This is a genomic window from Mesorhizobium sp. LNHC252B00 (assembly GCF_000502955.1).
Taxonomy (GTDB): Bacteria; Pseudomonadota; Alphaproteobacteria; order Rhizobiales; family Rhizobiaceae; genus Mesorhizobium.
The window spans coordinates 12,767-38,723 of sequence record NZ_AYWO01000038.1; the positions used below are offsets into that span (position 1 = coordinate 12,767).

Below are 25,957 nucleotides of genomic sequence, written 5' to 3' on the forward strand. Positions count from 1 at the left end.
CTTGCGGATGAAATTAAACCCGAATAGCGTGATCAAAGCAAGTGTGATCACAAATCATAATCAGGAGACGGCAATGATCGTCTTCGGCCAGAGGGTTTGATGAGCGAGGCAACCAAACGGCAAGGGGAAACCCGCGCGCCGGTTCTGACGGCAAGGAATGTCGTCAGGCGGTTCGGCGGCCTTGTCGCCGTGAACGATGTCTCGTTCGATGTCAGGGCTGGAGAAATCCTCGGCCTGATCGGCCCCAACGGCGCCGGCAAGACGACGATGTTCGATCTGCTCGCCGGCAGCATATTGCCGACCAGCGGCGAGATCCTTCTCAATGGCACGCCTGTCTCGGGCGAAGCCGCACATCTGCGCATCGGTCGTGGCCTTGGCCGCACCTTCCAGATCCCGCGCCCGCTGCCCAATCTGACACTGATCGAAAACATCATGCTGGCGGCACAGGGCCAGGCCGGCGAAAGGCTGCTCGCCAACTTCGTCACCCCGTGGCGCGTGGCGGCGCAGGAAAGGGCCGCCAGGACAAAGGCGCTCGAACTGCTGGAACTGGTCACCCTCACCCATCTCGCGCATGAGCCGGCGCGCGTGCTTTCCGGCGGCCAGCGCAAACTGCTCGAACTCGCCCGCGTCATGATGGCAGACCCGGCGATCATCCTGCTCGACGAACCGGCGGCCGGCGTCAACGCAACGCTGCTCGAAGTCATCATCGACCGCATCCGCGACATCAATGCGCGAGGCATCACTTTCCTTTTGATCGAGCACAACATCGACATGGTGACGCGGCTCTGCCATCGCGTCCTCGTCATGGCGAGCGGCCAGTTGCTCAGCGAAGGCACGGCCGAACAGGTCGCACGCGACCCGCGCGTCATCGAGGCCTATCTCGGAGGCGCGGCATGAGCGAGACCGTCCTCGATGTCCGTGATCTCGAAGCCGGCTATGAACCCGGCGTGCCGATCGTGCGTGGCGCCTCGATCACCGTCGGCAGGGGCGAGATCGTCGTCGTGCTCGGCCCCAACGGCGCCGGCAAGTCGAGCTTCATCAAGGCTATCGCCGGCCTCGTCCCGATCAGCCGCGGCACGGTGCTTCTGGACGGCAATGACATCACTGCCGCGCCCGCGCACACCATGGTGCGGCTAGGCCTGGCCTTCGTGCCGCAGACCGAAAACATTTTTCCTCTCATGTCGGTCGAGGACAATCTGAAAGTCGCATGCGGCATCCTCGAACGGCGCGAGATTCCTGCGCGCATCGAGGAGATGTATGTGGCGTTTCCCGACCTCGTCCGCCAGCGGCGAACCGCCGCCGGCAACCTTTCGGGCGGGCAACGGCAGATGCTGGCCGTCGCACGGGCGCTGATCGTCCACCCCAAGGTGCTGGTGCTCGACGAGCCGTCGGCCGGCCTGTCGCCGAAATTCGTCTCGATGGTGTTCGAGATGCTGGCCGGCATCCGCAAATCCAGCGTCACCATCCTCCTGGTGGAACAGAACGCCAAGGCAGCGCTCGCCATCGGCGACCGCGCCTATGTACTGGTCGAAGGCAAGGACCGGCACGAGGGTGTCGCTTCCGAACTGTGGAACGATCCGATGATCGCCGAACTCTATCTCGGCCAGCGCCCGCTGCATGTCGAGAAAGGAGGTGCGGCATGAACCTGCAATTTGTCGTCGACGGGCTGCTGACCGGTTCGATGATCGGCCTCGGTGCCATCGGCGTGACGCTCACCTATTCGATCCTGCGCTTCTCGAACTTTGCCCATGGCGACTTCATGGCCTGGGGCACCTATGCGACATTGGCCGTCGTCAGCGCCATCGGCGCGATGGTCGGCAAGGTGGCACCCATTGCTCCCCTCTCCTTCGGCTGGCCGCTGATTGTCGCATTGGTCGTGGGCATGGCCTTCACCGCCCTGCTGGCGCTGCTGCTCGACAAGGTGCTATTCGCGCGGCTGCGCTCACAAGGCCAGGCGATCATCGTGGTGATGGCGAGCTTCGGTGCCTCGATGGCGCTGAGAAGCCTGCTTGAATTCACCTTCAGCTCGCGGCCGACCTATTTCAGCCGGGCGATTCAGATCGCCATGCCGATCGGCTTCGGCATCCGCATCACCCCCGACCAGATCGCCTTGCTGATGCTGACCGCCGTGCTGGTGCTCGGCGTGCATCTGTTGATGACGCGCACGCAGACCGGCCGCTCGATGCAGGCCCTGAGCCAGAATGCGGCATTGGCCCGCATCGTCGGCATCGACGTCGCCAGCGTGGTGCGCGTCACCTGGGTCATCGGCGGGGCGCTCGCCTGCGTGGCCGGCGTGATGATCGGCATTCTGGTGCAGATCCGCCCATTCATGGGCTTCGACATGCTGCTGCCGATGTTTGCCGCCGCCATTCTCGGCGGCATCGGCAGCATCCCGGGCGCCGTACTCGGCGGCTTGATCATCGGGCTGGCCGAAGCCGGCGCGGTGCAACTGATCGGCGCCGAATGGCGCGCCGCGGTCTCCTTCATCATCTTGATTGCGGTGCTGTTCGTGCGGCCGATCGGCCTGTTTGGTGTGAGGGAACGCTGATGGACCTGCTCGGCTACGGCGCCTTCTTCCTGACCACCGCGCTGATCTTCTCGCTGGTCACGCTGGGGCTCAATTTGCAGTGGGGGCTGACCGGCCTGTTCAATGTCGGCCTCGCCGGCTTCGTCGCCATCGGCGCCTATACATCGGCGATGCTGACCACACCGGACGATGCCGCGCGGCTGGGCGGCTTCGGCCTGCCGATCCTTGTTGGCTGGCTCGGCGCCATGGTCGTCGGCGGCATCGCCGCGGCCCTTACCGGCATGGCGACGCTGCGGCTCAGATCCGACTATCTGGCGATCACCACCTTCGGCGTCGCCGTCGTCGTGCAACTGGTCGCGCTCAACGCGCAGAAGCTGACCGGCGGACCGTTCGGCATCGGCTTCATCCCGCGCCCCTTCGGCAGCCTGGCCGAGACGCCGCTGCTGTTCAACCTGTCGAACCTTGCCGTCGTTTCGGTGGTGACACTGATCGCCTACCTCGCTCTGGAGCATCTGTCGCGCAGCCCTTGGGGGCGCGTGCTGAAGGCGCTGCGCGAGGACGAACGGGCAGCGATTTCGTTGGGCAAGAGCGCGCGTTTCTACCGCGTCCAGGCCTTTGCCACCGGCGGCGCCATCATGGCGCTGGCCGGCGCGCTGCAGGCGCACTTCACCGGCTTCATCGCGCCGGACAATTACCTGCCGATCCTGACCTTCCAGATCTGGGTGATGCTGATCGTCGGCGGCTCGGGCAGCAATCTCGGCGCCGTCATCGGCAGCATCCTGGTGTGGGCGATATGGGCGGGGTCAGGCACGCTGACCAGCATCCTGTTCCCGCCGGAACAGCAGGCGCGCGCCGCCGCGCTGCAGATCGCCGCCATCGGCGTCATGCTCTGCGTCATCCTGCTGATCCGGCCGAACGGCCTGTTCGGCGACAGGCCGCGGCGGCCATGGTTCGGCAGGCGGACGAAGATCGCTCAGGCCAAGAGCAGTTCCGGGTCATGAATGCCGTGCCCCGGCAGGAAACGCATAGCGCTTCGCTCTGGCATGCGGTCAGCCGCTATCGCCGCGAGCGGCCCGCGCTGCAAGGTGGGCGCGATGTCGACCTCGCCATTGTCGGCGGCGGTTTTTCCGGTCTATCGACCGCGCTGCACGCGGCCGGGAAAGGGCTTTCCGTCGCCGTTCTCGAAGCCGAATTCATCGCCTGGGGCGCGACCGGCAGGAATGCAGGCTTCGTCGTGCCGAACTTCGCCAAGATGGACCCGACCGACATACTGGCCCATCTCGGGCCGTCACGTGGCGAAAGGCTGATCGATTTCGCCGCCGGCAGTGCCGATCTGGTGTTCCGCTTGATCCGGCAGCACGGCATCGACTGCGGCGCGGTGCAGAGCGGATGGATCCAGCCGGCGCATTCGCTTGCCGCCTTCGAGAAGGTCAAGTCACGTGCCGGGCAATGGGCGCAGCGTGGCCGGCCGGCAGTCACATTGGATCGGCAGGAGGTCGAGGCGCTGACGGGCCTGCCAGGCTATGTCGGCGGCTGGATGGATCGTTCTGGCGGCGTACTCAACCCGGTCGAATACGCGCGCGGGCTCGCCGATGCGGCGGAGAAAGCTGGCGCGAAGATCTTCGAGCGGACGCGCGTCACCTCGGTTGATCGCATAGCCGATGATTGGATGCTGAAAACGCCTTCGGGATCGGTACGCGCTGCCAAGGTGTTGATCGCCACCAACGCCTATGGCTGGTCCCTCAATCCGTCATTGCAGCGAACCTATTTCCCGCTGAAAGTCTTCCAGATCGCGACAGCGCCACTGCCGCGCGAAATGCGCACGCGGCTGCTGCCCGGCGGGCAAGGTGTCGGCGACACCAGGCGCAATCTGTTCACCTTCCGCTTCGACGCCGAAAACCGGCTGATCAGCGGCGGTATGCATATTCTTGGCGCCGGCGCCGATACGCGTGTACCGCAGGCAATCTGGCGGCGGCTTGGCCAGAATCTCGACCTGCCCGACTTGCCGCCGCTTGCCTACAGCTGGTCGGGAATAGCAGCGGTCGAACCGGATTTCCTGCCGCATCTGATCGACCTCGGTCCCGGCCTGATCGCCGGGCGCGCCTGCAACGGCCGCGGCATTGCCATGACCACGGCGATGGGCAAGGTGCTGGCCGATTGGGCCGCTGGAACCGACGCCCCTGACTTGCCGCTGCCCGTTGTGGCGCCAGCGCCGATCCCGTTCCATGCGATACTGCGGCATGCGCCCAATATTTTGCTCGGCTGGAGCATGCTGCGCGACCGGTTGGACAATGCGAATCTGGTTCTTCGAGCGTGAGCGCTTCGAGGAGGAATATGCCCGCCGCGCAACGATTGGTTATCGGTAAGTCAGAGGATCGTCAGTTTAATTTGTTTGCTGCGGTCATCAGCGTTCGTCCGGAGGACTGGGGACGGCGGGCGACCCTGCCCAAATTAGATTCTGAACAGGCTTCTCATCCCCCCAATATCGGACGGCGAGCTCGCATTCCAATGTAGGAGCGGCGTCATTTTGGCACGTGACCAGTTGATGGCCTCGCACTAGCTCGAAACCGCACCGGGCTCAATCGAATTGCTCGTTATGCTGCGGACAACGGCGTCATCACCCAATGAGTCAATCGCCTTCGTGTTCTCGCATCTTGCGTTCCACACCGCCTTTTTTGCGACTTTCGAAGCACAAGTCATGAATATGGGATGACGGGGTATTCGGTTCAAATTCGCCGCTAACGTCAGCTTTGCGCCTCATGCACGAACCCGCTTCGCGGGAGGGGCGCCTCGTTCTGAGATGGTGCGACAGGCATTGGTCTTGAGCAGGTAGAGCCCGCGATCCGACCATGGAGTTCCCTTCAGCGAGAGGAACTGGCCATGGCTACCTTGTCGACCGATGCTCCGACCACGCCGCTTCGCCAGCGCATGCAGCAGCAGGACATGCTGATGCGGGGTCTGGGACCGCATACGCAGCAGGACTACATTCGTCATGTCCGGCGCTTCGCCGCGTTCCTTGTCTGCGCTCCCGACACGGCGACGATCGAGGACATCCGGCGCTTCCAGTTGCATCAGCATGAGAACGGCCTGGGCCCGGCGACCATCGCGTTGAGGAAGCGGCGCGGCTGCTCGAAGCGGCGCCAGGCATCAAATACAAGGCCGCGCTCGGTGTCGCCTATGGCGCTGGTCTGCGCGTGTCCGAGGTCGCGCACCTCAAGGTCGACGACATCGACTCCACACGCATGCTGATCCGCGTTGAACAGGGCAAGGGACGCAGGGACCGCATCGCCATGCTCTCGCCGCAACTGCTGGAACAGCTGCGGCTGTGGTGGCGCGAAGGCAAGCGGCGCGGGGTGATGCTCCCCATGGCTGGGTGTTCCCGGGGCGTAATTGCATCGCGCCTGTCTCGTCGCGGCAACTGCACCGCGCGGTCAGGAAGCATCCGACGTCGGCATCTCCGCAACATGCGCCCTTCCAACCTCCGAGAATACTACTTCACCGGACCACGTGTAATGGTCGTGAGTTCTGCGATCACGTCAAACGCCTTGATGCTCAACGTCGGGTCCCCTTTCATCTCCGCAATAATTGGCCCGTCCAAGAAGGCTTTCACTGCGGCATCATCGTCGAATAGGTAGACCCCGCCAGCTTCGCTTTGGGCCTCGTTTATGATCCAGACCTTCCAGCGCAGGCCAGGTATGTCCGCGATGGGTTGAGCATAGGGCAGGTTTTCTCTCTCGTACTCGGCCCTCGGCCCGTTGAGCTTGTAGTTGATTTGCAGGATTTTAGCCGACATGTCTTTCCTCCCTCAGTAGTTGACGTTGCGCGGCCACAAGCGACCCGCCATGCGTCCCTTGTTGCGTCCGAGCGAACGATCAGGAAAGTGCCCGACACGCGCAGTACGGTCCGGCCTAGTCTCGTTTGCGTCATCTTACGCCAGGTCATGGTAACCTCCGTTGATCGGGGATGCTCGAATGACAACCACCATGACGGCAGAAGGCGGGAAGGCGCCAGGGCAGCTTCGGAAGCGTACCGCTTCCGATTGTGAACTGGCCTTAGACCTCCGCAAGGCCTAACCTGCGGCAGGGAGCGCTCAGCCATGACGCGACGGCCTTACGGATTGGTCTGCCCGATCTCGCGCGCCTGCGAGTTCCTGGAGCCGCGCTGGACGATCCAAATCCTGACCGAGCTCTGGAACGGCTCGACCCGCTTCAATGACATTCGCAAGGGGGTGGGCAACGTCTCGTCCGCCCTCTTGTCTAGGCGGCTCAAGGAGATGGAAGCGTTGGGCCTGGTCGAGCGCGTCGAGGACGGGGCGACGGGCACCATCGGCTATTTCCGCACAGAGAAGTCAATCAAGCTCGAGCCGGCGATGAATGCGCTGGCGGAATGGGCGCAATGCAACATCGAGGCGGAAATCGCTCTCGGCGACGTGGATGTTTCGACCCTCATGTGGGCCGTGCGGCGAAAGATCGACCTCGCTGAACTGCCGCGGCGGCGCGCCGTCATCCGCTTCCATTTCCGCGACGACCCCCCCCCGAAGTCTCCCCATTACTGGTTTGTGGTCGAGCCAGGCGCGGACTTGCCCGAGCTATGCTCGCTCGACCCCCGCCGGGACGTCGATCTTTACGTCGAGACCAGCGTTGTTTCGCTGGGGGCCATCCTGGAGGGCCGCTCCAGCATCGAGCGTGAGAAAGAAAGGGGTGGCCTTTTCCTGAGCGGCGACCCCGGCCTTGCCCGCGGCATGGATCGTTGGCTGCGAACTTCGGTATATGCGGCGCTTGAGGGAATCGTCCAGCTTTCTTGAAAGCCATTGCCATTGTTGCGCACTGAAAGCCGCCAGTCCGCATTCGGCCCCCCAGAGCGCGCTGGCCGGACTGGACCACCCACGCGGCATCCTCGTCACCGCAGGGTGAGGCTAACGAACCGCATGCTCGACATGGCGGAGAAATCCACTCGATGTCGGCTTGCCGCGATTTTGATCGATCTCGCGTGCTCACCGGCTGATGGGTGGGTGAAGTCGGCGTCCCCAATGCGCTTTTCCCAAGCTTGTGGTACTGATCAGTCGTGCAGTGTGATGCGCCCGAGCATGGGAGGACGGTCATGGACCGTAAGCTTGCTGCAATTCTCGCCGCGGACGTCGTTGGCTACTCCGCACTGATGGAGCAGGACGAACAGGGCACGTTCGAGCGTGTCAAGGCGGGCCGTAAGGGACTGTTCGAACCCGAGATCGCCCGCCACCATGGCCATATCTTCAAGCTCATGGGCGACGGTCTGCTGGCAGAGTTCTCTAGCGTCATGGACGCCGTCGAATGCGCCGTGGCGCTTCAAGGAGGCCTCGCAGAGCGCAATGCGGCCGTTCCCGAGGATCAGCGCTTCCAGGTGCGTATCGGCGTCAATCTGGGCGAGGTGATCGTCGAGGGCGACGACCGCTTCGGCGAAGGAGTCAACATAGCTGCGCGCCTGGAGCAGATCGCGGAGCCTGGCGGCATCTACGTGTCCGGCAAGGTGGCCAAGGAAGTGGAGAAGAAGCTTGCCTTCGCCTTCGAGGCCATGGGCGAGCAGCGCGTGAAGAACATCGCCGAACCTGTGCCGGTCTACCGGGTGAATCTGCATGGGCAGCCTCGGCGCCGCCTGCTCAAGGCTCGGCGCTTGCGCGACAGATGGCTAATACTGGCGAGGTTGGCTGCAGTTGTGGCGGTAGCCCTCGGTGCAGTTCTTGGCATCCAGGGCTGGTGGAAATCATCGGGTGTGGCTGTCGATTACGCGTCGATTGCCGTCCTGCCGTTCGACAACCTCGGCAAGGACCCCAAATGGGATCGGATCGCTGACGGGATTACGGAAGACATCATCACCGACCTGTCCCAATCGGACCATGTTCTCGTCATCGCACGCCACTCGACCGACGTTTACAAGGGCAAGGCCGTGGACGTCCGCCAGGTCGGCGCCGATCTGGGCGTGAGGTATGTTCTCACGGGTGGCTTGCAGGCGAACGGCGATCGCGTTCGCATCACGGCGCAGCTTGTCGACGCTGCCACAGGCGCCGACCTTTGGTCCGAGCGCTACGACCGATCCGGCGAGGATATCTTCGCGGTGCAGAGCGACGTCACTGCGAAGATCGCAAATACCTTGGGGTCACAAGTCGGTGTCATTCGCAAATCGCAATTGAAACTCGCCCAGCACAAGCCACCCAATAGTCTGACGGCTTATGACACCCTTTTGATGGCCGACCAGATGGCCTTCACCCCGGTGGGAGGTATCACCAAGGATGGGTTGATCGAAGCAGAGAAGCTGTTCCACAAGGCCATAGACCTCGATCCGCAGATGGCACGGGCCTACGTCGGTTTAGCCTACGTCTATAGCTACATGTTTGGCTATGGGTTTGCTGTTTCTCCTGAACAGGCACTGTCAAAGCAGTTGGAGGCTGCCCGAAAAGCCGTGGAGCTCGATCCCAACAGCAACAAGGCCCATGGCGCACTCGGCCAGGCCCTCGCCTGGAATGGTGAGGGGGCGCAAGCCCTTGTCGAGTTTGACAAGGCGGAATCCCTCGCGCCAAACGACGCCGACACTCTTGCGCTGATTGCCATGAATATTAATCAAGAAGATACCGCACGGGCCGTTCGCCTCTCGGAACGAGCTATTTTGCTAAATCCTTACTACCCAAACTGGTATAATATTAGTCTTTACTGGTCGTACTTTTTTAGCGAACAGTTTGATAAATCGCTTAAGTATGTAACGCTTTACCAAAACCCTTCGCTCAATGAGATATCATTTACTGCGATGCTGTATGGTTACCTGAACCAGCCGAACGAGGCGAAGAAAGTAGCTGAGGAGGTGCTCAAACAAGACCCCGGGTGGACCGCAGAGAAGTTTGTGACCAAGTGGTCAATCGCCCCCGGGCACAATTCAGAGCTGGTTGCAGAAGGCGCACGGAAGGCCGGACTCCGGGCCTGCGCGACCGCGGCGGAGCTCAAAGGCAACCCCAACATGATCCACATGAAATCGTGCGATGCAGAGCGCGCCAAGGCGGCATCGGGCTGATCTAGCGCGTAGTCGGCATGAAGCCGCTCCGCCCCGCCCAAAGCGCGATCGCCGTCGGTCCGGGTTCGAGGCAGGTCGGCGAAGGGGTAGAGCTGGCGCGAAGCAGCCCGCGCTATTGTTGGACGCGAAGGTCGGCTCTCTCCCCACGTCCCGGAAGCGGCCCTTCGGCTTTCGGCCCCAAATGCTGCCTGGCGGCGATGCGCCGCATTATCGGTCATCCAGGCACCAATGAAACTTCTCCAAAGCTGCCGTGCCAAATGATTCTTGCTAGCGACTGGGGCGAGAGGGGTCTTATCAAGGGTTTCAGGGGCGCACTCCAAAACGGGGCCCTCATTCCATAAAAAATCACACTCACCCGCCGCGGTCGACCTTGGGAAGCACCGAACCGCAAATGGCGGCTACCAGGAGCGTCACGCGCGATCGCGGAGCGACCGGACAAGATCGGGTGGGAGACATCGTTTATTCCCTCCTGCGCGGTCGTGCTTCGTTGCGACGACCCTCGTCCGAGTAACGGGCGAGTTCCGATCGTTTGCCGAAATTGCGCCGGCCAGAGCCCTGAAAGGATGGAGAGCCGTCGGCGAAGTCCTCGTGTATGCTAGGCGACGGAATCCGTCACACGTGGGGATCGTCATGGTCGGTTCGCCAGCAACTGCCGCCCTTGTCCTCAACGACAAGGTTGTCGTTGACCTGGAAGGCGAGACGCTCCGTCTTGTTGATGGCGACGCAATCGCCCTCAGGCCGCAGGCCTATGCGGTCCTTCGCCACCTCGTCCAGAACGCGAACAGGCTGGTCAGCAAGGCCGAGCTGCTTGAAGCCGTCTGGGGAAGCGCCGCCGTTACCGACGACAGTCTCGTTCAATGCATCCACGAGATCCGGCGAGCGCTCGGCGACCAACGGCATGCGGTCTTGGCCACCGTCTCGCGACGGGGCTACCGCCTGTCGCTGGAGCGTGGCGACGAGAGTGCGCTCGGCGGCCCTTCGATCGCCGTGCTGCCGTTCGCCACCATGAGCGGCGACGAGCCTCACTACTTCGCCGATGGCCTGGTCGAGGACATCATCACCAACCTCTCGAAGATCCCGGGCCTGTTCGTCATCGCACGCAATTCCTCCTTCGACTTCAGGGGCGAGAAAGCCGATCCACGCACAATCGCCGCTGAACTGCGCGTTCGCTACCTGCTGCAGGGCAGCTTGCGGCAGTCCGGGGGGAGACTGAGGTTGAATGCCCAGCTTGTCGACGGCGCATCGGCCACTCATATCTGGGCCGACAGGTTCGAGGGCGCGGCAACGGACGTGTTCGATCTCCAGGATCAGTTGACCGAGCAGATCGTGGGCTCGATCGAACCGAGTGTCCGTCGTGCGGAGATCGACCGCGCGCGCCGCAAGCGGCCCGAAAGTCTGGACGCGTACGATCTCTACCTTCGGGCCCTGCCGCACGCGCATGCGAACACGCCCGTCGAGACCGACAAGGCCCTGCAACTGCTGGCGCGCGCGATCGAGCTTCAGCCGGACTATGTCGCTGCGCATGGCTACGCCGCATGGTGTCACGAGCAGCGCTACCTCCGCAACGGTTTGGATCCCGCAGACAAGGCGGCCGCACTCAACCACGCCGACATTGCGTTAGGCATCAACAGCGACGACCCGCAGGCGATGAGCATCGGCGCGTTCGTCCGCGCCAACCTCACCCGGGACTACGACGCCGCCGTTGAGGTGCTCGACCGGGCCCTCGCATTGAACCACAATTCGGCCTTAGCCTTTGGCTTCAGCGCTTTGGTCAGTGCCCACAGTGAGCGACACCAGCGGTCGGTGGAACATGCGCACAAGGCGCTGCGGCTGAGCCCGCTCGACGATCCACTGAGCTACCATCCCTACTGCGCACTAGCCCTGACCCACCTTTTTGCCGGCGCCTTTGCCGACGCGGCCAGATACGCCGCTCTGGCGGTCCGGGCCAATCCCGGCTTCAGCATCCCGTACGCCTATTTGGCGGCCAGCCACGTCGGCCTTGGCAATGTCGAAGCCGCGCACTCTGCGGCAACACGACTGATCGAGGTGGCGCCGAATTTCTCGGTCGGCGGCTACGTGCGAACTAACCTGTTCCGGCCGTACTTGATGGACGCACTGGCAACAGCCTTGCGAACGGCAGGGCTTCCTGAATGAGCCAGCCAGCGCTGACCGAACCGCGCGCAGGTCGCCCGACGCACTAAGACATAGCCGCGTTTCGGCACTGTCTTTAACAGCGGGTGGTCGTTGTCTCCCGATGCTTGGCGAATGTCGGTCACGCATTTGAACGAGGCTCTCCTCGGTGACGACGCCTCCTCCCCAAACCGCGCGCATCAGGTCTTCCTTGGAGACGATATGGTTGGTAGCAAACGCTCTTCTACCGAAACGGGCCAGACGAAGACGCCGNCATCAGGTCTTCCTTGGAGACGATATGGTTGGTAGCAAACGCTCTTCTACCGAAACGGGCCAGACGAAGACGCCGATCGGGAAAATATCGCCCTTTGATCGGAGTCCTTTCGTTACATCCGGCAGGACTTCGCTCACACTTGCCGGCGGATTTGCCACCTGCTGTCCGCCGGAACACGACAGATGAATCGCGCTTGGTGTTTCTCAGCTACCCTAGCGATGCTGTCTTGCTGGAATGGCGCTGGCGCCCACGACACCGAATCGGGATGGACCTATCCACCTGCTTGCTGCGGAGGCGACCAAGAGAGAGGCGATTGCCAAGAAATTCCGAATACCAGTGTGAGCACCGGCCCTGATGGTTTCAGAGTGCTGCTCAATCCGGGCGACCATCACCTCGTCACAAGGCAACACTTTTTCCGAATTCCGTATGGCGACACCATTCCGTCCGGAGACAGCCATTTTCACATTTGCTTGCACCCAACCGAAGATCACGCAAACTGCTTCTTTGCTCCTCCCGACGGATTTTGATTTGCGAGGCATCGGACGCATCCTATGGCGCCCGCGGAAGGCGCTCCTAAGGGTAATATGGACTTTTTCTAAGTCATGCAGTCGTTTGGCGATCCAACGCAGCATCGGGAAGACCAAGGGCTAGGCCACGGGGGATTTCGGCGTTCGCTACATGCTCGCCACGCTCGGACGCTTTGCTGATGTGGTTGTCTCGCGCCGGCCCGGAGTGCCGACTAGACCTACAGTTGGGAGGTCGCAGGCCGAGCATTTCGCGGAGCCCGGAATGTCGGCTTGCTAACGTCTGCAGCCTAGAAGCTGCCGGTCCGCGGTCGGCCCAATTCCGGACATACTAAGTTTCTTCGTTCGCTAGCGGGAGCTTCGCCCGGCGTCACAACCATATGCGTCATCACGGCGACAGCGGGCCGCCAATACCGGCGCGATCAGCGACTCACGTCTCCCCTTTGCGCCGAGCTGGTTCTATGGCTGCCCAAGAGGCTGCGCCTCCCCCGCCTCGCATTCCGGCAGCCGCACAGGTTTGGCGAGTTTTGCCAGCGCTCCGGGCTTGGCGCAAAGCGGGAAGCCGGCGAGCGGCATTGTCTCGATGAAACGACCGCGCTCCGTCTTGCTCAAGCTGAATTCATTGACCATGCCCTCGACGGTCAAATCCGAGTAGTGCTTGAGAGTTTCCCTGACCGAAGCATTCGCCTCATCGGTTCGACCCAGTGCCGCGAGGGAGCTGCTACGCATCACCCATTCCCATTTGCCGTAGTTATCGGGCGTCTTGCGTTCCAGCATCTTCAAGGCGTCCTCATAGCGGCCAGCCATAAAATAGGCAGTGGAGTAGAAAGCAGTTGCCCACATCGGGTAATTCGGGTCGAGCCGTATAACTTGGTCGACCAACTGAGCGCCGCGTTCGGGTTCGTCGAAGCCTGACGCAAAGCCGGAATAGAATGTCAGGATTTCGGCCGAACCGGGAGCGAGGCGGAGGGCCGTGTCCAACTCGACCTTGGCGCGGGCGTTGTCGCCCTTGTCTTTGAGGCTCATGCCAAAAACGGCGTGCGCCTCGGCGTCGCTCGGATCGAGCCGCACCGCGCGTTCGGCTACATCGGCAGCCGCCTTGATCTCGCTCTCGGGATTGATACCGAAGCCAGCCAATATGTTATGAGCATGATAAAGTTCCACCCAGGCGCGGGCGAACTCCGGGTCCAGTTTGACAGCAAGATTGAGCAGCCTGATGGCCTCCTCCTCATCCGCTGCGGTAATCTTTTCAATCCTTTCGGTTCCGAGCAGATAGTAGTCATAGACAGTCAAGTTGTCCGGCCGTTTACGCTTCGCTGCAGCCCGCCCCGCTCCCTGTATTAGCCCCACGCCGTTGCCGAGACGGTTGGTGACCTGCTCGGCGATCTCGGTTTGCACGGCGAATACGTCTTCAGCAGGCCGGTCCCATCGCTCCGACCACAGATGGTTGCCGGTTTTTGCATCGATCAACTGCGCGGTGATCCGCAGCCGACCGCCCTGGCGCTGGATCGAGCCTTCCAGCACATAGCCGACGTCGAGCGCACTCGCGACCTGGCGGACATCCACCGACTTGCCTTTGTACGCTTGCGTCGAATTGCGTGCCACGACGTCGAGTTCGGGAAACTGCGCGAGATCGGTGATGATGTCCTCGGTGAGGCCATCGGCCAAGCGCCCGGTGGCCTCGTCGCCGCCAAAGTTGTTGAAGGGCAGCACCGCGACCGACGGCTTGGCCCCCAGTGGTGCAGGCTGAAAGAACCACCAGGTCCCTCCACTCGCCAGAGCCAGCACCACGATGGCCGCCGCAGCCGTCCTGGTCCAGCGCGGCATCATTCCGGCAAGCGGGCGGCGCGCCCGTTTGCCGTCGAGTCTCAGCCGGTACATCCGCACTGGGCGGCTGATGTTTTTGACCTGCTGCTCGCCGGCGAAATCGAGCGGCCAGTCGAGTTTGCCCTGGAGATGATCGTATGCCGTGCCCGACACCATCACGCCGCCCGGCTCGGCCAGCTGCTCCAGGCGAGCTGCCACGTTGACGCCGTCGCCATAGACATCGCCATCCACCAGTGCCACATCGCCCAGATTGATCCCGAGGCGAAACACGATCCGCTCTGCCGCCAGCAGGCCGGCATTACGCTTCGCAGCTGCCTGCTGGATCTCCGCGGCACATATTACCGCGTCAACCACGCTGTCGAAGGCGACGAGCGCGCCGTCGCCTATCAGCTTGACGATGCGGCCCTGATGCCGGGCAATCACGGGATCGGTCAGTTCGGCGCGAATGGCCCTCAGCCGCGCGATGGTGCCCGCCTCGTCGGCTTCCATCGCGCTTGAGTAGCCGACCATATCGGCCGCCAGGATCGCCAACAGTTTCCGGTTCAATGGAGGGACGATCATCATCCGGCCCCCGGACCCAACATAGCTAAAATGGTACACCTAACCCAGCGCCCTGACGAGAGGCCCGCCCTGCTATAGCCAGGAAGTCGTCCATTAGCCCCAGTTGGTCGGAAAGGTCGCTTCTGGCGCAAAGCGGTCCGCACTACGCACGCAAGGGTCGGCTTTCTTGCCCAGTCATCCTGAAAGCTGACAGTCCGCTTCCGGCCCCAACTGCAGCATTTTCCACTTTGAGGCGAAATAATTCTCGACTATGGTCCGTCAGGCTTACGGCATGGGGGATTGCCGATGGTTTTATCACGCAGGGGTGTCGTGCTCGGCGGCCTGGCGCTGGTCGCGGTCGGTGCAACTGGCAATATTGTTCAAGCCGCGACGGCAAAATCCTTTTTCGCCGGTGCCGCCAGCGACAACAATTTTGTCTATCGCAAGACCAATTTCGCCAAGATCGACAAGAGATGGCATCGCCAGATCGTCAAGTATTTCAGCAGCGAGCCGGTCGGCACCGTCGTGGTCGATACCCGCCACCACTTCCTCTACCTCATCATGGAAAACAAGACCGCCATCCGCTACGGCGTCGGCGTCGGCAAGGACGGCTTCAAATGGTACGGCCGCGCGACGATCGACCGCCGTGCGCTGTGGCCGCAATGGGTCCCGCCCCCCGAAATGCGTAAGCGCAAGCCGGACCTGCCGCCCATGGTCGCAGGCGGCGCGTCCAACAATCCGCTCGGGCCGCGCGCGCTCTATCTGTACCGCGACGGCGCCGACATCGGCTACCGCCTGCATGGCACGCTGGAGCCATGGAGCATCGGCACCGACGCTTCCAGCGGCTGCATCCGCATGTTCCCGGAAGACATCATCGACCTCTACCAGCGGTGCCCGATCGGCACCGCAGTGGAGGTCCTACCGCACATCGCCGACCAGGCGCCCGCTTCCACCACTGTCGAATGATTGGCGCATCATGAACAGCATGATTGAAACCACACGCCGGCTGCTCGCCGCCGGCCTGCTGGTGCTGGCCGCATCCTGCTCGACCAGCAACACGCTGGCCCCTCCTACCCCCGACGTCACCAACACCGAGATTGCCGGTTTCCAGAACGTGCAGCCGGGCAGCGAGGAGGATTTTATCCTCAATGTCGGCCGCCGCACCTATTTCACGCAAGGTTCGGCCGCGCTCGATTCTGTCGCCAAGGCCACCCTTGACACCCAGATCGCCTGGTTAGCAAAGCATCCGCGCTGGCTGCTCAAGCTGCAGGGTTTCGCCGACGATCCAGGCGCAAGTGAAACGGCGCTGTCGAAGCAGCGCGCCGATGCGGTGATGGACTACCTCGCCGCCGGCGGCATAGACCGCAACCGCATGTGGGCCAAGGGCTACGGCAAGGACAGGCTCGTCCGCGACTGCCGCGACGCCGCCTGCAGGTCGCAGAACCGCCGCGTTGTGTCTAATTTGCGCGATGAGAGGGACGAGTCGTAGGGGCTGCTTGTCACCAAAGGAGCGCCTCCGCCGGCGGATTGAGCTTGCCGACCGGTGTAACGAGGGCGATGCAGGCTGCACCGTTGAAAATATCATGGGCGGCGCGACGGAGGGGGAGCAGGTGCATCACCGCTTTTTCCTCGTTAAGCCCGAGCGATGCGAAAGACAAGACGCCGATCGAAGGCAGTTCGTCAATGTGACTTAAGCCATCGGCCAACAACGCGTTTGCTCTTTTGCTGACAAGATGTACGCGGTCGAATGCGCTAATGATCACGTGCTGGGTCAGATCCTCAAGCAACCCGTTTGCAGCGACCACGCGCCCGTCCGCGCGGAGCACCGCCGCCGGCAATCCGACTGCGGCAAGTGTATCGACGGCTGATTTCGCACGTTCCAAGTGAAGCCTGGCCGCCATAATGCCCGCACGCGCCAGATGCGGCCTCAAGCTGTCCAGGAAATCAATAGCGGAGCGGTCATACGGTCCGGCCTCGACGGCACGGTCGAAACTGTAGACCATCATGTCACCGTTGGGGACATCGATGATGGTCCCCGCCGCCCAGCCTACTCCCTTAGGTGTGGAGCCTCAACAGGTTGTCCTCGGTTAAGGCGAGGCGACTGATGGGCGGTTTTGACTTTAGGCTGCCGTGGGGGCGATGCCAATTATATCTGTGCAGCCAGACCGGCAGTTCGGCGGCGCGGTGGTCGGATGTCGGATAGGCAATGGCGTAGGCCCACTCCCGGAGCGCGGTCTGGATGAAGCGCTCGGCCTTGCCGTTGGTCTTGGGCGTATAGGGCCTTGTCGTGACGTGCTTGAGGCCGAGATCGCGGCAGGCCTTGGCGAAGGCCTTCGACCTGTAGCAGGCGCCGTTGTCGGTCATGACGCGGGCGATCGCGACGCCGAGGCTGGCGTAGTAGGCAACCGCCGCCTTGAGGAAGGCGATGGCGCTTTCTTTTTTCTCGTCGGGCAGGATTTGCGAGAAGGCGATGCGCGAAGCGTCGTCGATGCAGCATGGACGAACTCCCAGCCGGCGCCACGCGACTTGCCCTTTTGCGGATCGCCGGTGATGCGATGGCCGACCTGGCTGAAGCGGCCGAGCTTCTTGATGTCGATGTGGATCATCTCGCCGGGGTGCTCGCGCTCGTAGCGCCGGACCGGTTCGGCCGGCTCGATATCCTTGAGCCGCGACAGCCCGGCGCGCTTGAGAACCCGGCTGACGGTGGCGGGCGAGACGCCGACCTCCATGGCGATGTGACTGCCGGTCCAACGCTGCCGCCGCAGCGCCACGATACGCTCGGCGATCGACGTGGCGGTGGCCTGTGGCATACGGGCAGGTCGCGAGGAACGATCGATCATGCCTTTGCTGCCCTCGGCCTTGTAGCGCTCGACCCAGCGCGCCACGATCTGGGCCGACACGCCGTAGGTGCGCGCCGCATCGGCTTGGGAAAGACGCCCCTCAATGACCGACAGCGCCATCTCCTCTCGACGCAGCGGCGTGAGACGGGCATTCTTGTGGATGTTCATTCGGACCCTCCGGCGAGTGCTGCAGCTTGGTAACTCCAGTCTCCTCGGTCCGGTCCGAATGGACAACCCTCTGAAAGCTCACACTTAGGGCGACAGAGTTCAGTGTAGAACGGGTCGCGGTCGACCTCTTCTCTGGTGAAGATGTCGAGGTCGTGCACGAACCCAGGGTATTTCATGGGGGCTAAGCGCGTCGCCCGCGAATTGCGCTTGTCCCAACCGCCGTCAACAAATGCGCGCATGAACTCCGCGGTGCCGGGAGAACTGGTCCAGCGGATCTCACCGGCACTGGCGGTAAACAGAATGCCTCCTGCAGAACTGATTGCATGGCTTAGATTGTCGAGTACTTCCGGCCACAGCTCCGAAATGATCGCCGCCTCATAGATACGGTCGATGATACCGTCCTCGATCCCCAATCGGCTCATTCTAGCGTTGCACCTAAGTCGGGGAGTACCCACGGACTTCCTTCCTCAAAGAGTGCCATCGGCAGATCTAGGGTCTCCGTTCGGTCGGACCGTCACCCCGGGTGGTTGGGATAGATCCTGGACATCACAGACATCAGTTCCGCCTGTCGGCTGGTCTCGGTCTTGGAAAATATGCTCTTCAGTTGATTGCGAACCGTCTCGCGCGCAAGCTTCAGCGTGTCCGCGATCGTCCCAATATCGTGCCCGGCGCTCAAGAGGCTTGCGACGCGCCCTTCTGCTGCCGTTAATCGGAAGGCGTTTCGCAGCCGGTCCGTGGAATGCAGAGGTCTTTCGTCGAGGTCCGACACGATGAGTATGGCGCTCGCATACTGGAACGCATCGGCTATGATCCCGATGCTGGGCAGCACGTCGACGAGCAGCGGGCGGCTGCCAGGCCTGGCGAGGGCGACCGGTCCAATATCCTTCAACGCCGTAGACGAACGCGTCCGCGTGGCGATTCCGACGACGCGCTGGAGGGCGATGTCGCTCTCGTGATGCATGGCGTGGAGGTGCCCGTTGGTGATCGAGAGCCCCGCGTGCAGCAGCTGGCTTGCCCTTGAATTGAGCTGCGCCACCCGGCCGCGCCAGTCCAGGAGGAACGCGGCGCTCGAGATGTCGAGGACGTTGAGGCTGACCTTGCCCCGCGAGGAGACCAGGCGCTCGGACAGTGCGATCAGCCGCCGAAAATGGGAAACCAGCGTCTCCAGATATCGCGCGTCATCCCGCGTGAACTGGCCCTGACCCTGGCCTTTCAGCATCGGCACGGCCCATGGCGCGCCCTCGACATTGCAGCCAATCATCGCGAAGCCGGGAAATCCGAAAGGCAGGTAGAGTTCGTTGTATTGCCGAAGGCGCCTTCGGTCCTCTTTCGTGGACAGGTCGTCTTCGATGACCACGGTTCTGCCCGCGTCAAGCAGGGGCAGTCCTCGTTCGGCCCGGTAGTGGTTGAGGAACCAGTTGTTCTTAATATACTCCTGCAAGAGGTCTCGGTAGTCGTGCGAGGCCGGCATTTCGAGCAGCGACCGATTGGGACTCCGAGGATCATTGCTGCTGCTGTCGGGGTTGCGCGGATAGAACATAACGCACGCGGCGTCGAGCGAGCGCGCCAGTCCGTGAAGGGCGTCAGGCCAGGTCTCGGGAGTCAGGATCGCCTCGTAGCAGGCGTCGACGGCCTTGTTTACCCGCTCCTGTTTCATGGCCACACCTTCGCGAATTTCCTTGCGATCATCGTGAGGTGACCGATTGCCCGGGTCCGTATCTTTGCGGATAGGCTCAAATCGGCGTTTCGGGACCGGGACTCGCGGGAACGCCCATCGGTTTCAATCCGCCAGCCATTGGCATGAGTCTCAATTGCGCGAGACGCCGAGCGTGCGCGCGGCAGGATCGGCAAAAGATCGTGGACACCGAAAGGCAACGCGCCGAGGCCTGCGGTGGCCTTCGCTGCCCGCTCCATCGCTTTATCCCGCCGGGTCGGATCAAGCGCTGCTTCGACCTGACAGTCTTGGATGACAGCAAAATCGAACGCTGGAGACACAAAACACCTCCCCCACAGACTGTTGCCTATGGCGCTACGGCAAATAATCCACCGAAAATCCCCAATTCGTATCCAGAATCGGTAGCCACTATCCAGAACGGGTAGCCACTTTCAGTTGATAATTTGGCCAATACTACTCAGGGGTTGTCCCCTCAACCCCCATTAAGTATTTGAAGGTTGCGCCTTTTTTATTTTTCTGTCCAGCTTTTACATGCCTTTATTCGGTTTAGGCCGCTCCATTTCCGGCGGGCGACTTACTGAAGTTAACTTCAGCGCCGGGTCTTTTTCCACTCATGACCCGTTTGGGTCATGAGCCATTCTGTCGGGGGAGTATCCTCCTCTATTAGTCGGCCGGGACGAGAAGCTGAGCGTCATGTTGGCTGCTCTGACGACATCCGGCCCAACAACAGAAGCTTTGCCGAGACTACTGAACCTAGCCCAGGTTGGGCTCCGGGGGGCGGCGAATGTCGAAGCTCACGGCCAACTTGCTTCTCCTGTTCGCCGCCGCTCTGTGGGGCTTCGGGAATGTGGCGCAAAAGACCGTGCTCGATCACCTCGATGCGCTGAGCGCCGTTGGCCTGCGCTGCCTGATTGGCGGACTGCTTGTGCTACCCTTCGTCCTGACCGAACGGCGAGTGCCTGCCGGCGCCGGCCTTTTTTCCAGTCTGGTCCGGGTGGTCGCGCTGTTTGCCGTCTCCATCGTGCTCCAGCAGCTCTGCTATCTCGGCGCCACAGTCACGAATGCAAGCTTCCTGATCAGCACGGCAACGGTGATCACGCCGCTGGCCGCCTGGCTGCTCACCGGCGAACGTCCAACGGCGGGTCTCATACTCGCCGCCGGATCGACCGTGATCGGCTGCCTGCTTCTGTCAGGCGGGATCGCCGGTTTCAGCGGCGGCGATCTCACCGCCATCCTGTCGGCCGGCTGCTATGCGCTCTGGACGGTCGAGCTTGGCCGACACATGCAGGCCCATGCGCGTCCGCTCACGGCCGCGGCCGCACAGTTCCTCGGCGTAGCAGCCTTCGCCCTTCCGCTCGGGGCGGTGCACGGCAACCTCTCATTCACAGCGGCTTCCGAAGCTGCCCCCGAACTCTTGGTGCTCGGGGTTTTCTCCACCGCGCTCGCCTTCGGCATACTGATTGCCGCCCTGCGCTTCACCTCCGCCAGCCATGCCGCAGTGATCGTCAGCGCCGAAAGCGTCTTCGGCGCCATGGCTGCGGCGATCTTCCTCGGCGAGCGGTCTTCTGCCGTCGGCGCGTTGGGCGCCGCGATCATTCTCGGCTCGATCCTTTCGGTCGCGATGTCGAACCGCATGCCGATGGCACGCCTGCCCTTGCGAACTGACCCCAGCGCTCTCGACGCCTTTGGAGCCGCCCCGGGGGGCTGGGGCACTCCTGCCACCGCCAATCCAGGTCACGAGGAGGCATTCCATGACCCTTCCCGGTAACGCCCTCACTAATCCTGCCAGCCGTGGTCGGGCGCGTCGAAAACGGTCTGTCTTGGAGCTGGGTAACATGGTCGGGCGCCATCATCAGGATTCGAGGTCCAGGTCTCACTCAGACCCGGGACAGCGGGCCAATTCATTGCTGAGACTGGCAACCCTCACAGCCGCGGCGTTTTGGTGTCCGACGGCACATAGTGCCAACGTCGATGGGGCGATGCTGAATGTAGACGTCGCGGTCGTGTTCGCCGTGGATTTCTCGTCGTCGATCGACCCCAGGACCGCCGACCTGCAACGCGAGGGCCATGCCGCAGCACTCACCTCGCCCGAGATCATCGGCGCCATCTCCGACAACTACCTTGGCTGCATCGGCGTGGCATATTTTGAATGGTCAAGCGTCGGCCACGCTCGCACCGTGCTGCCCTGGACCCGTATCTGCGGATTGGAAGATGCCAAGGCAGCCGCGGCGGTGATCAGAACGAGCGGCGACACCGGCTATATCCGTCGCGGCCGGGGCGGAACATCGGTTTCGGCGGCCATCGACGTTGGAAGCCTTCTGCTTGATCGGTTTCCGGGAAACGCGATGAGGAAGGTGATCGACATCTCCTCCAACGGCGAGAACAACGACGGGCTTCCCGTTCAGCCGAGCAGGCAGAACGCCATTGACAAGGGATACACGATCAACGCGATAGCGATTCCGCCGGACGAGGAGGATCCCAAGCAACCACTGGCAACCTACTTCGCCCGGTCCGTCATCGGCGGCTCCCAAGCTTTCGCCATATCGCTGACGGGGCCGCGCGATTACGCAGCTGCCCTTCGCCGCAAGCTGGTCATCGAGATCGGTATGAACGTGATAACATACAAACAGCGAGTAACTAGAGACTGGAACACGGGAGGATGAAATGATTGTGCCGAGTTCGTGAAGGCATACAACAGTAAGGATGCAGCCGGGGTCGCGTCGAAGTACGCGGATGATGCGGCCGCATTCCCGCCAGATATGGCGCGGGTCGACGGCCGCCAGAATATCCAGAAGCTATGGCAGGGCGCGATCGATATGGGCATATCGGAGCTCGCGCTCACCACGCTTGAAGTCCAGGAATGCCGAGATCTTGCATACGAGTCCGGGACTTTCTCCCTCAAGGCACCGGGCAAGGATTCGAAGCTGGTGGATNAATGCCGAGATCTTGCATACGAGTCCGGGACTTTCTCCCTCAAGGCACCGGGCAAGGATTCGAAGCTGGTGGATGCCGCCGGCAAGTATGTGGTGGTCTGGAAGAAAGGACCGGACGGCGGCTGGAAACTCTACCGGGACATATGGAACTTCGATCCCGGGAAATGAAGGTAGCCTTGGATGGCGGGCGCCTCATGGCCAATCAGAGACCCTCGCCAATTTCGTGGGGTACATTTGCAGCTCGGTACCGAGTCACCTGCCGGAGGAGCACATGGCGAAACTCACCGTTGATCAATACCTGGCGGCGGCGGCGGCGCGGCTTGCCCATCTGACGCAGACCTATGCTATCGTTTTTTTCGCCAGTATCGCGACTATATTCGCGATACTGGCGTACGCACCATCAGCGGGATTAGCCGCCAGGTTCGCGCTCGCGACGATTGTGGTCGCAATCACGGTTTATGGGGTCTTGGCAGCCAAGGCCGCCATGGATGACTTAAAGGCGATGCTGGACGATGCGGTCGACGACTTCTCGGGCAGCCGCTTCGGCGCTCACCTGAAGCAGATACCTACGGCGCTGTTCATCGGAGTAACCGTCATCCTCGTTCTCGCGATGGGGGTGACGCAGCTGTGGGCGATCATTTCGGCCTGACTGGGCTGGGTCCCGACTGTGTGGCCTGCGGCCGCTGGCGGGGCGCGGGATAGGCCGACCTGACACCGGGAAATGGCAGCAAGAGCGTCAACAATGAAGCCCGGCCGATATCGACTTGAACAACCGAACTCGGGGCGCAGTCCGTCCGGCCCATAGTTGGGGTGGCACGCTTATCCTTGGCTCGGTGTTCTCGCGCTATATCGATGAAACAGCCAGCCGATTCTGGCCAGCAACGATACCGCGGAAGAAACATAGGGCAAATCAGGAGCACGACAGCGTCGAGGTTCAGAGCGGCGCTCGCGGAGCCGATCGAGTTGGAAAGCTTTCCGCTGATCACCGATCCAACCGGGCTCCCGGCATAGAAACGCTGTGCGGTAGGCCCCGCAGGTGGCCTGTGCCGGCGCTCCCTGTAAGTTCAGTCACCGCCTCCATCGCGGCATTCCATCGGAAACGCCGTCTCCGTGAAGGCGGCGCCAATTGCGTCAACAGTAACCCAGCGCCCGCATCAGTCCTCTCGAGCGAAATCCTAGCGGCATAGACCGGCGCCTGAGTTTTCCGTGCGCCGCTCTTGGATTCGTCCTGCACTGTGAGGTCCGAATTCTCCGGCGCGCCTTTTTTCTGCTCATGACCCAAATGGGTCATGAGCAGTCCCTACGAAGGGCTATCCTTTGAGCGAGAAGCTGAAGGGCGTTGCGCCCTCGGGAAGGCGAAGCCGCTCACAGACCAATTGGCAAAGGCTTTCTAGGAACAGTGCCTCGAATCGACGCGCTCGTGGGAGTCAACGGTCTCGGAAGACCGGACGGTCTGCCCAAGGATAATTGAGATGCAATCCTTGTCTGCAGTTCTTGGCATGGGACTGTTGAGCACAGTTCCACTGATCGTGGGCCAGCCCGCGCCTGATGTTTCTCATGTCGAGAAGCCTTGCCCCTGCGAGACTCACGAGAAGTGGCTTCTCATGCCATCAGCCGATGAAGTCGACGTCGCTATCGTCCTCGCGGCCGATATGTCGGGATCCATCAGCCAGAGCGAGGCAGCTTTGGAGCGCGAGGGCTATGCATCCGCTTTGGAATCGGCCGACGTGCTGGAGGTGATCAAGGAGGGTCCACAAGGCAAGGTCGCCGTCACCTACCTCGAATGGTCGAGCGCGGGCACTTCGGAGACACGATTGGATTGGGCGATCCTGTCCGATGCGCATGACGCGTCTTTCATCGCGCACGCCATTCGAAAGAAGTCCGAACGGCAACGCGCCGGTCCGCACGGTTCGAAAACTTCGATCTCATACGCCATCGACGTATCGGCCGACGCCTTCGACAAACTACCCCTCAGGGCGTCGCGCAGGGTCATCGACATCTCCGGTGACGGAACGAACAATGACGGACCTCCAATAGAGGATAGCCGCCGGAGAGCGCTTCAGAAAGCGATCGTGATCAACGGCCTGCCAATTGGTTACGACGTTGAACTTGGCGAAACTATTCCGGAATATTACGAGCGGCACGTTATCGGAGGACCGGGCTCCTTCATGGTTACCGCCAACAACGCCGCAGAATTTCGGCAGGCAATCACATACAAGCTAGCGAGAGAAGTGGCATTCCTCTCAAGCGGGGCTTGTCCCGGTCTTGTCGGCCGCGCGGGCGGTCTGCAACAGATCGAGACCTATCAGCGGCGACACCCTGCGGGAGCGGTGATGTCTACGGCGTTCGATTTTGCGGCGTCAAAACCGGCACTTGACCCGACCCGATTGTTCCTTCGCGCACGTGGAGCGGCAACAGACGAGGACCGACGGCTCCAACAGACAAGAAACCGAACAAAGCCGATGATGTCACACGAGATTGAGGGAGGAGATTATGAAATACCTCGTAAATTGGAACGAGCGGCCACAGGGATCGGCGATTGAATACGAGAACGTCCAAAAGCGCATCCTGAAGATCTTTCAGCACTGGGAAATACCCAGCGAAATCAAGGTACATGCCTTCGTGGTGCGGGTTGGCGAATGGGGTGGCAGCATGCCGAGGCAGATGACCCGCTGCTAATGCACAAAATGTGTTCGATCTGCCCGGCGTTCCAATTCGAAGTGCATCAGGTCATCGACGTTCAGGACGCGGTCCGCGTCGAGATGGAAGCTATCAAATGGCGGGATGAACTTCCTTCGCGAGGTGGAGCATTCGCATCCTGCCCGTCATTTCGGACATGGGATTCTGCAAGCTCGGACCAACCGAGTTAGCGCAACTCGTCTGAGTTTGTCCTCAACGCCTACTCGGTGTCAGTAGACCATTTCGCTTTAGCGCGTTCGGCTTCCGCCGCGCAGCAATCACAGTCACCGGCAAATGGCAAAGCACCCCTCCGAAAATGGTCGAGCGTTCTTTGCCACTGGGCCGGTAACCAGAAAGTTTGCAATCGATCCGCCATGTCACATCCTGGCGCCCAATCAGCTGCCTGTCGCCGCTGGCCGAGACGGATCGTTTCTTGGCGTTCACCACGGGCGAAGAAATGCGGAAGGCTGGCATCCGGTTGACGGTCGGAAAGCGCGGTCGCGTCAGTTGCGCGGTCCTCATTAGACGGTTTCGAGCCGGCTGAATCGAACGGGGATGAGTTTCCGAGTCTTGAGTTGCCCTGCCACGTCCTTGTCGATGACAGTCAGAAACTGTGCGTCTTCAGACGCCAAAGGCAGAACCAGACGTCCCCCTGGCTTGAGCTGGTTCAGCAAAGCCGGCGGCGTCCGCTCAGCCGCCACGCTAACCAGGATCTTGTCGAATGGGGCGTGCTCGGGCCAGCCGCGAGACCCGTCTCCGACACGAATGGCGACATTCGAGAAGCCAAGGCCCTGCAGCAGGG

General features: G+C 61.8%; 23 protein-coding genes and 4 pseudogenes. 19 read left to right on the plus strand and 8 right to left on the minus strand.

What is annotated here, in order from left to right:
• Positions 1-99 precede the first annotated feature (99 nt).
• The 7 genes and pseudogenes from X744_RS142915 to X744_RS1000000176115 form a co-directional block, all read left to right on the plus strand.
• Positions 100-897, plus strand: coding sequence for an ABC transporter ATP-binding protein (locus tag X744_RS142915; protein WP_023762420.1), 798 nt, complete (start codon positions 100-102; stop codon positions 895-897).
• The gene (locus X744_RS142910; RefSeq protein ID WP_023762421.1) at positions 894-1,643 is read left to right on the plus strand and encodes an ABC transporter ATP-binding protein; all 750 of its coding nucleotides are present in this window, start codon (positions 894-896) and stop codon (positions 1,641-1,643) included. The genes X744_RS142915 and X744_RS142910 overlap by 4 nt, the downstream gene beginning before the upstream one ends.
• A complete protein-coding gene (locus tag X744_RS142905) occupies positions 1,640-2,548 on the plus strand; it encodes a branched-chain amino acid ABC transporter permease (protein WP_023762422.1) in 909 nt (302 codons plus the stop codon). The genes X744_RS142910 and X744_RS142905 overlap by 4 nt, the downstream gene beginning before the upstream one ends.
• The gene (locus X744_RS142900; protein ID WP_031261183.1) at positions 2,545-3,528 is read left to right on the plus strand and encodes a branched-chain amino acid ABC transporter permease; all 984 of its coding nucleotides are present in this window, start codon (positions 2,545-2,547) and stop codon (positions 3,526-3,528) included. Before X744_RS142905 ends, X744_RS142900 begins: the two co-directional genes overlap by 4 nt.
• Positions 3,525-4,844 (plus strand): FAD-dependent oxidoreductase, encoded by a 1,320-nt coding sequence (locus X744_RS142895; protein WP_023762424.1) that lies wholly within the window; start codon positions 3,525-3,527, stop codon positions 4,842-4,844. The genes X744_RS142900 and X744_RS142895 overlap by 4 nt, the downstream gene beginning before the upstream one ends.
• Before the next feature lie 632 nt (positions 4,845-5,476).
• Positions 5,477-5,575 (plus strand): annotated as a pseudogene (locus X744_RS1000000176110) (integrase); the annotation flags it as partial.
• Positions 5,576-5,673: 98 nt separating this feature from the next.
• A pseudogene (locus tag X744_RS1000000176115) lies at positions 5,674-5,808 on the plus strand (tyrosine-type recombinase/integrase); the annotation flags it as partial.
• A 209-nt stretch (positions 5,809-6,017) separates the two neighbouring features.
• Here the strand turns inward: X744_RS1000000176115 and X744_RS142880 are convergent.
• Positions 6,018-6,320 (minus strand): YdhR family protein, encoded by a 303-nt coding sequence (locus X744_RS142880; protein WP_023762427.1) that lies wholly within the window; start codon positions 6,318-6,320, stop codon positions 6,018-6,020.
• A 303-nt stretch (positions 6,321-6,623) separates the two neighbouring features.
• Here X744_RS142880 and X744_RS142875 point away from each other — a divergent pair, with 303 nt between their 5' ends.
• From X744_RS142875 to X744_RS1000000175580, 4 genes are all read left to right on the plus strand, one after another.
• On the plus strand, positions 6,624-7,331 hold the full coding sequence (locus tag X744_RS142875; RefSeq protein WP_023762428.1) for a helix-turn-helix domain-containing protein: 708 nt from the start codon (positions 6,624-6,626) through the stop codon (positions 7,329-7,331).
• Between the two features lie 296 nt (positions 7,332-7,627).
• Positions 7,628-9,565, plus strand: a complete 1,938-nt coding sequence (locus tag X744_RS142870) for an adenylate/guanylate cyclase domain-containing protein (RefSeq protein ID WP_031261184.1) — start codon at positions 7,628-7,630, stop codon at positions 9,563-9,565.
• A 630-nt stretch (positions 9,566-10,195) separates the two neighbouring features.
• Positions 10,196-11,719: a winged helix-turn-helix domain-containing protein gene (locus X744_RS142865; protein ID WP_023762430.1), complete on the plus strand. Its 1,524-nt coding sequence runs from the start codon at positions 10,196-10,198 to the stop codon at positions 11,717-11,719.
• 432 nt (positions 11,720-12,151) lie between these two features.
• On the plus strand, positions 12,152-12,496 hold the full coding sequence (locus X744_RS1000000175580; protein WP_084025712.1) for a hypothetical protein: 345 nt from the start codon (positions 12,152-12,154) through the stop codon (positions 12,494-12,496).
• Positions 12,497-12,952: 456 nt separating this feature from the next.
• Here X744_RS1000000175580 and X744_RS142860 read toward each other — a convergent pair whose 3' ends face one another.
• A complete protein-coding gene (locus X744_RS142860) occupies positions 12,953-14,881 on the minus strand; it encodes an adenylate/guanylate cyclase domain-containing protein (RefSeq protein WP_031261186.1) in 1,929 nt (642 codons plus the stop codon).
• Positions 14,882-15,166: 285 nt separating this feature from the next.
• Between X744_RS142860 and X744_RS142855 the strand changes: the two genes are divergently transcribed.
• The gene (locus tag X744_RS142855; RefSeq protein ID WP_031261187.1) at positions 15,167-15,826 is read left to right on the plus strand and encodes a L,D-transpeptidase; all 660 of its coding nucleotides are present in this window, start codon (positions 15,167-15,169) and stop codon (positions 15,824-15,826) included.
• Between the two features lie 10 nt (positions 15,827-15,836).
• Positions 15,837-16,349: an OmpA family protein gene (locus X744_RS142850; protein ID WP_023762433.1), complete on the plus strand. Its 513-nt coding sequence runs from the start codon at positions 15,837-15,839 to the stop codon at positions 16,347-16,349.
• Positions 16,350-16,359: 10 nt separating this feature from the next.
• On the opposite strand, the gene X744_RS142845 is transcribed toward X744_RS142850, so the two are convergent.
• The 5 genes and pseudogenes from X744_RS142845 to X744_RS0138440 form a co-directional block, all read right to left on the minus strand.
• Positions 16,360-16,863, minus strand: coding sequence for a hypothetical protein (locus X744_RS142845; protein ID WP_156938633.1), 504 nt, complete (start codon positions 16,861-16,863; stop codon positions 16,360-16,362).
• A gap of 52 nt (positions 16,864-16,915) precedes the next feature.
• Positions 16,916-17,868, minus strand: a pseudogene (locus X744_RS1000000172815) (IS481 family transposase).
• Positions 17,865-18,281, minus strand: a complete 417-nt coding sequence (locus X744_RS142835) for a hypothetical protein (protein WP_156938634.1) — start codon at positions 18,279-18,281, stop codon at positions 17,865-17,867. The pseudogene X744_RS1000000172815 and the gene X744_RS142835 overlap by 4 nt, the downstream one beginning before the upstream one ends.
• A 101-nt stretch (positions 18,282-18,382) precedes the next feature.
• The gene (locus X744_RS142830; RefSeq protein ID WP_023762438.1) at positions 18,383-19,525 is read right to left on the minus strand and encodes a helix-turn-helix transcriptional regulator; all 1,143 of its coding nucleotides are present in this window, start codon (positions 19,523-19,525) and stop codon (positions 18,383-18,385) included.
• Complete coding sequence (locus X744_RS0138440) at positions 19,522-19,863, minus strand: hypothetical protein (protein WP_031261189.1); 342 nt, start codon at positions 19,861-19,863, stop codon at positions 19,522-19,524. Before X744_RS0138440 ends, X744_RS142830 begins: the two co-directional genes overlap by 4 nt.
• A 464-nt stretch (positions 19,864-20,327) precedes the next feature.
• Between X744_RS0138440 and X744_RS142825 the strand changes: the two genes are divergently transcribed.
• From X744_RS142825 to X744_RS1000000175585, 6 genes are all read left to right on the plus strand, one after another.
• The gene (locus X744_RS142825; protein ID WP_023762439.1) at positions 20,328-21,311 is read left to right on the plus strand and encodes an EamA family transporter; all 984 of its coding nucleotides are present in this window, start codon (positions 20,328-20,330) and stop codon (positions 21,309-21,311) included.
• On the plus strand, positions 21,295-22,206 hold the full coding sequence (locus X744_RS03360) for a DUF1194 domain-containing protein (RefSeq protein ID WP_348626180.1): 912 nt from the start codon (positions 21,295-21,297) through the stop codon (positions 22,204-22,206). The genes X744_RS142825 and X744_RS03360 overlap by 17 nt, the downstream gene beginning before the upstream one ends.
• Before the next feature lie 18 nt (positions 22,207-22,224).
• Positions 22,225-22,644 (plus strand): DUF4440 domain-containing protein, encoded by a 420-nt coding sequence (locus tag X744_RS142820; RefSeq protein ID WP_023762441.1) that lies wholly within the window; start codon positions 22,225-22,227, stop codon positions 22,642-22,644.
• A gap of 103 nt (positions 22,645-22,747) precedes the next feature.
• Positions 22,748-23,125, plus strand: a complete 378-nt coding sequence (locus tag X744_RS142815) for a hypothetical protein (RefSeq protein ID WP_023762442.1) — start codon at positions 22,748-22,750, stop codon at positions 23,123-23,125.
• Between the two features lie 823 nt (positions 23,126-23,948).
• Complete coding sequence (locus X744_RS0138450; protein WP_050589601.1) at positions 23,949-25,019, plus strand: DUF1194 domain-containing protein; 1,071 nt, start codon at positions 23,949-23,951, stop codon at positions 25,017-25,019.
• Complete coding sequence (locus X744_RS1000000175585; protein ID WP_245266843.1) at positions 24,970-25,155, plus strand: DUF3303 family protein; 186 nt, start codon at positions 24,970-24,972, stop codon at positions 25,153-25,155. Before X744_RS0138450 ends, X744_RS1000000175585 begins: the two co-directional genes overlap by 50 nt.
• Positions 25,156-25,676: 521 nt before the next feature.
• On the opposite strand, the pseudogene X744_RS142810 reads toward X744_RS1000000175585, so the two are convergent.
• Positions 25,677-25,957 (minus strand): annotated as a pseudogene (locus X744_RS142810) (protein-L-isoaspartate O-methyltransferase); the annotation flags it as partial.

Excerpts from the sequence above, each read along its gene's own strand:
- X744_RS142870 (WP_031261184.1), top strand. The coding sequence starts at position 7,628 with ATGGACCGTAAGCTTGCTGCAATTCTCGCCGCGGACGTCGTTGGCTAC.
- X744_RS142845 (WP_156938633.1), bottom strand. The coding sequence starts at position 16,863 with ATGGTCTACAGTTTCGACCGTGCCGTCGAGGCCGGACCGTATGACCGC.
- X744_RS0138450 (WP_050589601.1), top strand. The coding sequence starts at position 23,949 with ATGCAATCCTTGTCTGCAGTTCTTGGCATGGGACTGTTGAGCACAGTT.
- X744_RS142855 (WP_031261187.1), top strand. The coding sequence starts at position 15,167 with ATGGTTTTATCACGCAGGGGTGTCGTGCTCGGCGGCCTGGCGCTGGTC.
- X744_RS142850 (WP_023762433.1), top strand. The coding sequence starts at position 15,837 with ATGAACAGCATGATTGAAACCACACGCCGGCTGCTCGCCGCCGGCCTG.
- X744_RS142910 (WP_023762421.1), top strand. The coding sequence starts at position 894 with ATGAGCGAGACCGTCCTCGATGTCCGTGATCTCGAAGCCGGCTATGAA.
- X744_RS142905 (WP_023762422.1), top strand. The coding sequence starts at position 1,640 with ATGAACCTGCAATTTGTCGTCGACGGGCTGCTGACCGGTTCGATGATC.
- X744_RS142865 (WP_023762430.1), top strand. The coding sequence starts at position 10,196 with ATGGTCGGTTCGCCAGCAACTGCCGCCCTTGTCCTCAACGACAAGGTT.
- X744_RS1000000175585 (WP_245266843.1), top strand. The coding sequence starts at position 24,970 with ATGAAATACCTCGTAAATTGGAACGAGCGGCCACAGGGATCGGCGATT.
- X744_RS142895 (WP_023762424.1), top strand. The coding sequence starts at position 3,525 with ATGAATGCCGTGCCCCGGCAGGAAACGCATAGCGCTTCGCTCTGGCAT.
- X744_RS142815 (WP_023762442.1), top strand. The coding sequence starts at position 22,748 with ATGGCGAAACTCACCGTTGATCAATACCTGGCGGCGGCGGCGGCGCGG.
- X744_RS142915 (WP_023762420.1), top strand. The coding sequence starts at position 100 with ATGAGCGAGGCAACCAAACGGCAAGGGGAAACCCGCGCGCCGGTTCTG.
- X744_RS142830 (WP_023762438.1), bottom strand. The coding sequence starts at position 19,525 with ATGAAACAGGAGCGGGTAAACAAGGCCGTCGACGCCTGCTACGAGGCG.
- X744_RS142860 (WP_031261186.1), bottom strand. The coding sequence starts at position 14,881 with ATGATCGTCCCTCCATTGAACCGGAAACTGTTGGCGATCCTGGCGGCC.
- X744_RS03360 (WP_348626180.1), top strand. The coding sequence starts at position 21,295 with ATGACCCTTCCCGGTAACGCCCTCACTAATCCTGCCAGCCGTGGTCGG.
- X744_RS1000000175580 (WP_084025712.1), top strand. The coding sequence starts at position 12,152 with ATGAATCGCGCTTGGTGTTTCTCAGCTACCCTAGCGATGCTGTCTTGC.
- X744_RS142875 (WP_023762428.1), top strand. The coding sequence starts at position 6,624 with ATGACGCGACGGCCTTACGGATTGGTCTGCCCGATCTCGCGCGCCTGC.
- X744_RS142880 (WP_023762427.1), bottom strand. The coding sequence starts at position 6,320 with ATGTCGGCTAAAATCCTGCAAATCAACTACAAGCTCAACGGGCCGAGG.
- X744_RS142825 (WP_023762439.1), top strand. The coding sequence starts at position 20,328 with ATGTCGAAGCTCACGGCCAACTTGCTTCTCCTGTTCGCCGCCGCTCTG.